Annotated in this window: 8 protein-coding genes; 5 read left to right on the forward strand and 3 right to left on the reverse strand. The window is 57.6% G+C overall.

What is annotated here, in order from left to right; translation table 11 throughout:
• Together AB7F49_RS36755 and AB7F49_RS36760 are read left to right on the forward strand one after the other, a co-directional pair.
• Nucleotides 1-282 (forward strand): membrane dipeptidase (locus tag AB7F49_RS36755; protein WP_428532090.1); only part of this gene is annotated, 282 nt, incomplete at its 5' end.
• 176 nt (nucleotides 283-458) lie between these two features.
• On the forward strand, nucleotides 459-968 hold the full coding sequence (locus AB7F49_RS36760) for a hypothetical protein (RefSeq protein ID WP_428532093.1): 510 nt from the start codon (nucleotides 459-461) through the stop codon (nucleotides 966-968).
• 51 nt (nucleotides 969-1,019) lie between these two features.
• Here the strand turns inward: AB7F49_RS36760 and AB7F49_RS36765 are convergent, their stop codons facing one another.
• The gene (locus AB7F49_RS36765; RefSeq protein ID WP_428532096.1) at nucleotides 1,020-1,592 is read right to left on the reverse strand and encodes a thiamine pyrophosphate-dependent enzyme; all 573 of its coding nucleotides are present in this window, start codon (nucleotides 1,590-1,592) and stop codon (nucleotides 1,020-1,022) included.
• A gap of 17 nt (nucleotides 1,593-1,609) precedes the next feature.
• A complete protein-coding gene (locus tag AB7F49_RS36770) occupies nucleotides 1,610-2,170 on the reverse strand; it encodes a thiamine pyrophosphate-binding protein (RefSeq protein WP_428532099.1) in 561 nt (186 codons plus the stop codon).
• A 104-nt stretch (nucleotides 2,171-2,274) separates the two neighbouring features.
• On the opposite strand from AB7F49_RS36770, the gene AB7F49_RS36775 reads away from it, so the two are divergent.
• Nucleotides 2,275-3,234, forward strand: coding sequence for a LysR family transcriptional regulator (locus AB7F49_RS36775; protein WP_428532102.1), 960 nt, complete (start codon nucleotides 2,275-2,277; stop codon nucleotides 3,232-3,234).
• Between the two features lie 441 nt (nucleotides 3,235-3,675).
• On the opposite strand, the gene AB7F49_RS36780 is transcribed toward AB7F49_RS36775, so the two are convergent.
• Nucleotides 3,676-5,127: an aldehyde dehydrogenase family protein gene (locus AB7F49_RS36780; protein WP_428532105.1), complete on the reverse strand. Its 1,452-nt coding sequence runs from the start codon at nucleotides 5,125-5,127 to the stop codon at nucleotides 3,676-3,678.
• Nucleotides 5,128-5,177: 50 nt separating this feature from the next.
• Between AB7F49_RS36780 and AB7F49_RS36785 the strand changes: the two genes are divergently transcribed.
• Both AB7F49_RS36785 and AB7F49_RS36790 read left to right on the forward strand, forming a co-directional pair.
• Entirely contained in the window at nucleotides 5,178-5,381 is a 204-nt protein-coding gene (locus tag AB7F49_RS36785; protein ID WP_428532108.1) for a hypothetical protein, read from the forward strand.
• A gap of 286 nt (nucleotides 5,382-5,667) precedes the next feature.
• The gene (locus AB7F49_RS36790; RefSeq protein ID WP_428532111.1) at nucleotides 5,668-6,813 is read left to right on the forward strand and encodes a GMC family oxidoreductase; all 1,146 of its coding nucleotides are present in this window, start codon (nucleotides 5,668-5,670) and stop codon (nucleotides 6,811-6,813) included.
• The last annotated feature ends 33 nt before the right edge of the window (nucleotides 6,814-6,846 follow it).

Genomic DNA, 6,846 nt, shown 5'->3' on the forward strand with positions numbered 1-6,846 from the left:
GCCAGGCTTGTTGAGCAAATCGGGATCGAGCACGTTGGAATTGGAACCGACCAAGGGGGAGGCCATACGGATCAATCCATCCAGTACGCCCGTATGGGAACCTGGACGCGGACGGCGCAACCGCGACGCGTCCACGAAAAGCCGGAATGGGCGAAGGACGGTAGCGCGGGACAGATCCCCAACATCTTCAAGGGACTTCACGAGGTGGGATTTCAGGACGATGAGATCAGGCTCCTGATGGGGGAAAACTGGATACGGCTTTTCCGTGCAAATTTCGGATAAGCAGGTTTCGCTCGATGCTGGTTACAGTGAGACAATTGAGGGAGCTGGTAGCGAGGCTTCTTTGGTGTCTCAAGCTGCCGGGCGGGCTGGAATATACGGCTTCACGACTGGTTCTCGAAGCGGAGCTTCAGCGGGGTGATGGGCTCCAGACGCTTTGGGAATCCGTGAACCGAAACATGCAGATCCAGCCCGATCGTGTTCGGATAAAATTTCGCGATAACGGTGTGGTTCTGGTCGATGGCGGAGGGGAGACGGCTGTCTATGTTGCGTCATTGTTGTCGGATCTAGCTTGCGAACAGGCCTTCCATAACGGGTCCGGCGTCGTCGTCGCGCATCATGTGCGATATCCCGGTTTTGGCTTGGGGCTTCCAAAGCTCGTGACGGCGAAATGTGGCGCCAAAGCTTCCTGTACGATCTCAACCGGCACACAAATACAGGGATGTGTAATCGACGAGGATGTGTTCAGGGTCGAAGCGGCGACAACGAGAATCCGTGCCGAAACGGGTACGATCATTGTGGTTGTCGCGGATGGCGCCGCTCGTAAGCCGCGCGCCGTGGTCGATCGGACAGTGCTTAGAAAGGGCATCGAGATCGACCAGGCGCTTTGGGACGCGGCCTTCGCCCGCTCCCTTTCTGTCCTCCTCCCACGCAAAAGACGATTGGTTGATTATATAGGTTCGACTTGAGCCAACGCAGATCGTCAACGGCGGACGTTAAGGATCGACACAATACCAGCTTCAACAGGTCGCTTGGCCAAGATGGGCTCGGAAGCGGTTCTTGATGAATGTCGCATCGCGTGGCGGAAGGGATCTGGGGAGATTCTCGGCTGCGACCTTAAGCACGAATAGCCTCGGTCCTTCGGCGGGCTGGCGTAGCCGCCTGGTTAATGCATCGACCTCATCGAGCGTGCGCAGCTCGGCCGCTTCGGCGAATCCGCACGACATCGCGACTTTGTCGAGGGCGATCCCCATTCCGGTATGACTCGGCTGCATTCCGGTCTCCCCGAAATGCTCATTATCGAGCACAATCACGTCGAGATTCTTTGGTTGTGCGACGGAGATCGTCGCCAACGCGCCGAAGGCCATGAGCTGCTCGCCATCCCCCGTGATCACCATCACTCGCCGGTCAGGTTGTGCCTGCGCAAGCCCCAGTCCGACCAGCGCAGCCGCACCCATGGCGCCCCACAGATAGTAGTTATCGTCGCGGTCCCCAGAGGCATAAACGTCATAGCTAGACGACCCCAGACCTGTGATGACAAGCGCGCTGTCGCGCGCATCAAGAAGCTTCTTTATCGCTTTGCGGCGGTTCATCGCAGTGTCCATGTCGCTCACCACTGCTTCTTGCCGACAAGACGCTGCGCGATCAGTATCGCGATCTGTTGATCGGTCTCGTAAGCCATGATGGTCGCCTGCTCAACCGTCTCAATCAGGTCAGGGGCAGTCTCGGCGCGCAGAACCGTCATGCCGATGGCCTCCAGGGCTGCCTGCGTTGCGCGCCCCATTGGAACCTGCCAGGGATTGAACTCCGCCCACTCGCCGCGCATTGTTACAAGAAGGAGCAGCGGAGTGCGGGCTTGCGCCGGCAGCGAAAGCATGTTGATGCAGTTGCCGACGCCTGAGGACTGCATCAGCACAATGCTGCGCTTGCCGCCAAGCCATGCGCCGACTGCAATTGCGACGCCTTCCTCCTCGGTGGTCAGCACATTGGCGAGGGTCTCTGGATCCTCATGGAACAGGCGGATCAGCGTGGAATGGCCCGCATCCGGCACATAGGACATATGGCTGACGCCGGCAGCTCTTAGCGTTTCGTAAAGTGCGAGCGGCCACTCCTTGGAAAGATCGTGAGCTTTTGGCTCTCGTCGGGCGGAAACGACTTTAGCGGCATCCAAGACTCGTCTCCCTCGCAGAACAATCGACGCTCCTTTATAGCCTTACCAAAAATAATTCCACATCGACCCTTCTGCATGATCAGATATAGCATTATTCTATAACAATGGACATTTCTCAGCTCCGTACCCTTATTCATGTGGCAGAGCTCGGCAGTCTGTCGAAGGCGGCGGATCGTTCTCATATCGCGCAGCCTGCGCTCAGTCGGCAGATTAGACTCCTGGAGCAAGAGTTGGGCGTCCGCCTCTTCGATCGTCATGGGCGCGGCATGGTCCTCACCGAGCAGGGTCGGGCCGTGCTGCACCATGCGCTAAGGATCATGACCGAGCTTGAGGAAATCCGTTCGGTTGTCTCTGACGAGGACAGGCCGCTGCGCGGTCACGTCTCGATTGGTATGCCTCCGACCGTCTCCGATATTCTTTCGGAACCGCTGGTCTCCGCCTTCCGGGACGCTCATCCGGAGGCCACGCTGCGGATCGTCTGTGCCTATACGGGCTATCTGCTTGATTGGATGCATCGCGGAGAGATCGATGCATCGATCCTCTATGACCCGAGATCTGCTCGCACGCTTCGTATTCACCCGTTGCTAGAAGAAACGCTTTTCCTTATCGGGCCGTCAGCCGCAGGTCTCTCTCTTGAGCGACCTGTCGAATTCTCTGACTTGGAAAATCGACGTCTCCTGCTGCCCAGCGCGGGTCACGGACTGCGCACGCTTATCGATCGCTACGCGCAGGAGGTGGGAATCATCCTCGACGTAAAGGTTGAGGCCGATAGCTACTCAATTCTCAAGTCGCTGGTGCACAATGGGCATGGCGTCACCATACTCCCGCTTGCTCCAATCCATCGAGAATTAAAGAATAATTGGCTCTGTGCAGCGCCACTGATTAATCCGGTACCGCAGCGCCGGTTGATTATGTCCTATCCCTCCGACCGCCCCATACCACGCCTTGCGCGTTTTGCAGGTCAGGTCATTGTTGCGACCGTCAATACGCTGGTTGAACGAGGAGTTTGGTCTGGAAAAATTCTCGAGTCTGAACCGGAGATACACAAGCTTAGGCGGCCGTAGAATTGCAGCAAAATCGCATAGCACTCGGAGGCGATTATCTAGAAAAGGAAGCGAATTTTCATCCTTCCCAGCCTTTGCGAAAATCAGCTTGTGGCAGCGAGCACGACTGTCTCATGCCGCCTTATCGTCCAAAGAATGGCGGCTGTTGTTGAGCAGAGTTCGAAACGGTTCCGCTTTGTAGTGCTCCAAGGCGGCAGTCGTACTTGAATCAGGTGATCTGGCCGCTGTTGAATTTCCCCGGACCATCACAAGGTTTTCACGTTGCCACTTTTGTTGGCCACATCGATTTCCCGCTTTGCTGTGGGTCGCCTGGGAGCAGGCGCCGCCGTTCAGCGGGGATCATTGCCATTGCGTTGGAAACGACCGCGCCATAGGTTTATGCCTTCGCCACCGCAGCCCTGCACAGCTTCACCGTTCTAGTCCTTCATTCACGATATATGTTTACTTTGGCGAGAAGTCGTTGATGATCGTCTGCAACTGCGTGTATTCGCGCAAGGCCGCCATCCCGTTTTCGCGCCCAAGACCGGATTGCTTGAATCCGCCAAAGGGCAACGTGTGCTCGAACGCGCGGTAGCAGTTCACCCAGACCGTTCCAGCCTGCATCTGCCGGCTCACGCGGTTTGCACGACGAATATTCTCCGTCCAGATGCCGACCGCGAGACCAAATGGCGTCCCGTTGGCGATCTCGACGGCTTCGTCCTCGTCGCTGAATGGAAGAATAACACCGACTGGCCCGAAGAATTCGCGCTGGCTAACTTCGGCATTGTTGCTGACACCGGTAATCAGTGTCGGCAGGTAATAATTTCCAGCCTGAAGGTCCGGCGCGTTCGATAGATGGCCGCCCGCAACGATTTTTCCTCCATCGGCTCCGACTGTCGAGAGCAGCTTGTCGATGCGACCGATCTGATCGCGTGTGGTCAGCGGTCCCATTTGAGTCTGGACGTCGCGCGGATTTCCGACGCGGAATGCTTTTGCAACGGACACCATTTTATCGACGAACTGATCGTAGATCGGTCGATGGATCAGCATGCGCGAGCCTGCCACGCACGTCTGGCCGGTGCTTCCGAACACGCCGTTGACGGCATTCTTGATGGCGAGATCGATCGACGCGTCGTCGAACACGACGAAAGCCGATTTTCCGCCACCCTCGACCAATACATGCTTGAGAGAGGATGCGGCCGCCGCGGCAATCTTGCGGCCGACCTCGCTGCTGCCGGTGAACGCTACACAGTCGACGCCGGGATGGGTGACGAGCACTTCTCCGATCTCGGTGTCGCCATAGAGAATATTGACGACGCCCGGCGGGAATCCGGCTTTGGCGGCGAGGCGGCCAAGCTCGCCGGGCGTCGCGGGCGTTTCGGGCGATGGTTTAATGATGATCGTGTTTCCGGTCGCCAGCGCCGGAGCAAGCTTCCAGAGCGTCAGCGTGACGGGGCCGTTAAACGGAGTGATCGCCGCCACAACACCACGAGGTCGCGGAACGACCGTGCCGGTGCGCGTCGGCGAAATCTCGATATGAACGCCTTCGAATGCGCGCGCGACGCCAGCATAGTAATCGATATAGTCGGCTGCGCGCTTCATCTCGATCAAGGCCCCGCCAAGGAGCTTGCCGGTGTCGAGACATTCAATGTCGGCTAAGCGCTCGGCGTCCTCTCGCAGGAGAGAGGCGAGTTTGTGAAGAAGGCCGACACGGTCGGCGATCGGCATCGAGCCCCAGGGGCCTTTCAAGGCCTGCCGCGCAGCGTTGACGGCCTGATCGACCTCGCCCTTGCTCGCCTGCGTCGCTACCATCCACGGCTGATTGTTGCTCGGGTCAACGCTCTCCTTTTGACGAGAGGGGTCGACGATTTCCTTGTTGTTGATCCACAAACCGTAGACAGCGTGTTTGGTCATAATTGGTGGTCTCTCCAAATTTGGCTCGTCTTGAATTGCTGGCGCGTGCGATGAAAAAACGCATCCAGAGACCGTGTGTAGGCCACTTCCCAGAGCGCGGGAAAGCGCCCACCAATAGCATGGATATTTTGCAAGAAAATGCCGATCGAAAGATGAGGCTTTTCTTTGGAGAGATCGATGCGCGGGCCGAAAATCTCGCCAACCGCTTCCGCAAACAATCTCTTTTCAGAAAGAAGATGCTCTCATTCGATTGATAGTTTGTCAAGCTGACGGCCAATTCAGTTGATGAGCTTTTGGTGATGCCTGATTTGCCATGTCGCTGATCTGGTCTTCACCAAATATCCTTGCTGGCGATAGTAACAGCAGGGGGTATCTTAACTGGCGTGATGATACCATCCTTACAGTTTGTTTTTAGACTCTGGCGTCCTTGGCTTAATTAACGCAGAGTAACACCTAACGAAGGTAAGGGTGGGCGCACCAAGGGGCATTCCTAGAGGACCTTCGCCGATTATTGGTATTCGTTAGGCTGGGAGTGAAATTATGGACGAAGCGGCTCAATGTAAGCATTGGGATGTGATCGTCGTAGGCGGAGGATCCGCTGGTTGTGTGGTTGCGTCCGAGCTATCTCGGATCGGAAGATTGAGCGTGCTTCTTATTGAAGCCGGAAGGGACACGCCGCCAGGCGCTGAGCCCGCCTCCATTCGCGATCCTTTTTACGCGAGCGCGATGCGGGAGGAGAATTTCTGGCCCGATTTGTACGTGAACTGGATCAGCAGGCGCCTCGGCGCGCAGCGCGATCCGGCTTTTTATGAGCAGGCCCGCATCATGGGCGGCGGCTCGAGCGTGAATTCCATGGTCGCGATCCGGCCCCTGCCGGACGACTTCGAGGAGCGGGCCCGGTCAGGATTGGCGGGTTGGTCCTGGACGGATGTTCTTCCGTTCTTCAAGGAAATTGAAACCGATCGAGATTTCGACGGCAGTTTGCACGGACAAAGCGGCCCCATCCCCATTCGGCGGCATACGATGGAGGAATGGCCGGAATTCTGCAAGGCGGTGGCGCGCGTCGCCGTCAAAAGGGACTTGCCTCTCGTTGAAGACATGAATGCCGATCCAAGCAATGGATACGGTCGGATTCCGATGAACAATCTTCCGTCCCAACGCGTCTCCGCCGCCATGGGATTTCTCGATGCAGCTGCAAGGCAGCGGCCGAATCTGACCGTGATGACCGATGTGCGGGTTGAGCGACTGCTGTGCGAAAATCAAAGAGTCGTCGGGGTGGAAGTCACCAGCGGTCCGAAGGCGGCAAAGTTTCACGGTCGAGCCGTGTTTTTGTGCGCGGGCGCTATCCATTCGCCTGCGATCCTCATGCGATCGGGAATAGGACCCGCCGAGGCGCTGAAGGAACTCGGGATCAATATCGTTGCCGACTCGCCGGCGGTCGGCCGGAACCTGCAGGAACACCCCACTGTCTCGGTCGCGGCGTACTTGAAGCCGTTCGCCATGCAAAGTGAGTCGCTTCGTGCGCATGCAAATCTGGGGATACGCATGACGTCGCCGCAGCCGTGGGCGCCGTACGGCGACATCTACACATCCGTGATGGCCAAGTCTTCGTGGCACGCCCTTGGCCGCAGGATCGCCAATTTTCTGATTTCGCTCCTCAAGCCGGTCTCGCGCGGGGAGGTGTAGCTCGGCTGTCCGGATCCGGGGCGGGAGCCAGAG

Origin of the sequence: Pseudorhodoplanes sp. (assembly GCF_050250235.1) — a bacterium.
Taxonomy (GTDB): domain Bacteria; phylum Pseudomonadota; class Alphaproteobacteria; order Rhizobiales; family Xanthobacteraceae; genus Pseudorhodoplanes.